General features: G+C 45.7%; 1 protein-coding gene. It reads right to left on the bottom strand.

The window, feature by feature from the left end; translation table 11 throughout:
• Positions 1-71: 71 nt before the first annotated feature.
• Positions 72-1,616: an ISL3 family transposase gene (locus tag KNQ13_RS15645; protein WP_209548552.1), complete on the bottom strand. Its 1,545-nt coding sequence runs from the start codon at positions 1,614-1,616 to the stop codon at positions 72-74.
• Positions 1,617-1,688 lie beyond the last annotated feature (72 nt).

Below are 1,688 nucleotides of genomic sequence, written 5' to 3'. Positions count from 1 at the left end.
TGGTTCTTACGCAATGTTAGTGAACGTTGACACGTATACTCCCGATTAAACACAATCGTTTTCTTACAATATTAACTCTCTTGATCTTGATTACGACAGAGCACTCGAATCCGGAGCAAATCGAAGTTAGCACGCCCATACATGAGACGTTTGATCATTTTTAATCGATTGACATTACCTTCCACGTAGCCATTGTTTTCTTCGTACTGACAGGCTGCCAAAATGACCGGAAGGTCTTTCTTGAGACGACGTACAAAACGAACGAGTCTCGGATGCGCCGTGACTTTCGGGTTCATAATCAATCGGAGCAGCTCCTCACTATCTCGCACACGTATGGCTTCTCGGAATCCTTGGATGAAGCAGAATGGGATTGAAAGATCCGGATATTCGCGCAGCAAATCTGAAACATCTGCGATGTCTTTCTCGTTCTTTTTCGGCCATTGCCAGAGTAGTCGACAAGCATCTTTACGCGAAAAAAAGAGCGGATTTTCTAGAAGCAGCCCTCTACGAATATCTCGAGCCCGATAACGGATAGCCCCGTAAGATCCCTTATACCCGAGACCTCTGAGCAGCCGTTCGATTTCCTTCAATGCCAAATGGTTCATGACGTACTCTCTTAAATGGTCCATATAGCGATCAATTGAGTGGGAACGTTTCGGTCGTAATAACGAGGGTTGATAATTAAGCTCACTATACTTCTTGACAGTTCGCCAATTCAGGTGAAGTGAACGAGCGATTGCATTCAGGGACATGCCCTTTCGATACATGGTTTGAACAGAAGAGACAAGTATTTGACGATTAGAATCGATAGGCAGGAAGTCTGTGGTAGAGGACGGGAGTTCCTCTACCACAGACTGTTTCTTAGGGATAGGTAGGCGACCAGGTAGCACACATCTACAAACGGTAACGAGCAACTCCCACAAATTGTGAATCAGGTGGAAACGATCACTCACTACTGTGACGCCTTTTTTCTGAAGTGTTTCCTGATATCCTGGGAATCTGTCTGAAGAAGCTCGAACAGGCTTTTCGATGAGTCGATCCATCCATGTAATCAGCTCGTCGGGATTCCGTGAACGGAATAATTCGATTGGACGATGGGTCTGTGCATTGCAGATGATTGTTCCATAACGACGCCCTTTTTTGAAGGCGAAGTCGTCAATCCCGATGATATCTGGCTGTTCCGAAGGAACAGGGACGCGTCTCAAGATCTTGAGAAGTGTATCGTGACTGATCCGTATACCGATCGTCGGGCAAACACGTGCTGCTTCCTTAGCATTCATGGCAAGCATCAATGTTGTCAATACATGATCGGTCCGATTGGTCCGTCTAGAATAAGGTATCGCCCACTCGAGGCGTTCAGTAAAAATGATGCGTTTACAATTCGGGTTATCGCAAAACCATTTCGGAACTCGAAGCGTGAGTCGGATACAATGCTGTATTCTGAAAAGGTCACCAATCCTTCTCCAAGTGAAACCATGCCTTCTGTCACAACGTGCACCGCAGTCCGGACAGTGGCTAGTGGATGAAACAAGATGCGCCATAAGGTGTGTTTCGTGATCAGTCTTCTCCATCGTCATTATGCGAATACGCGGATCCAGTTCTTCGATCTCGTACATACGAATCAGTCCTTTTTAACTCTATTCCCATAGTATTGAAAACATTACCTCACTAACATTGCGTAAGAACCA

This window comes from Exiguobacterium sp. s128, assembly GCF_018618815.1.
Lineage (GTDB): Bacteria > Bacillota > Bacilli > Exiguobacteriales > Exiguobacteriaceae > Exiguobacterium_A > Exiguobacterium_A antarcticum.
This window is presented reverse-complemented; position numbering and strand designations above follow the sequence as displayed.

Excerpts from the sequence above, each read along its gene's own strand:
- KNQ13_RS15645 (WP_209548552.1), bottom strand. The coding sequence starts at position 1,616 with ATGTACGAGATCGAAGAACTGGATCCGCGTATTCGCATAATGACGATG.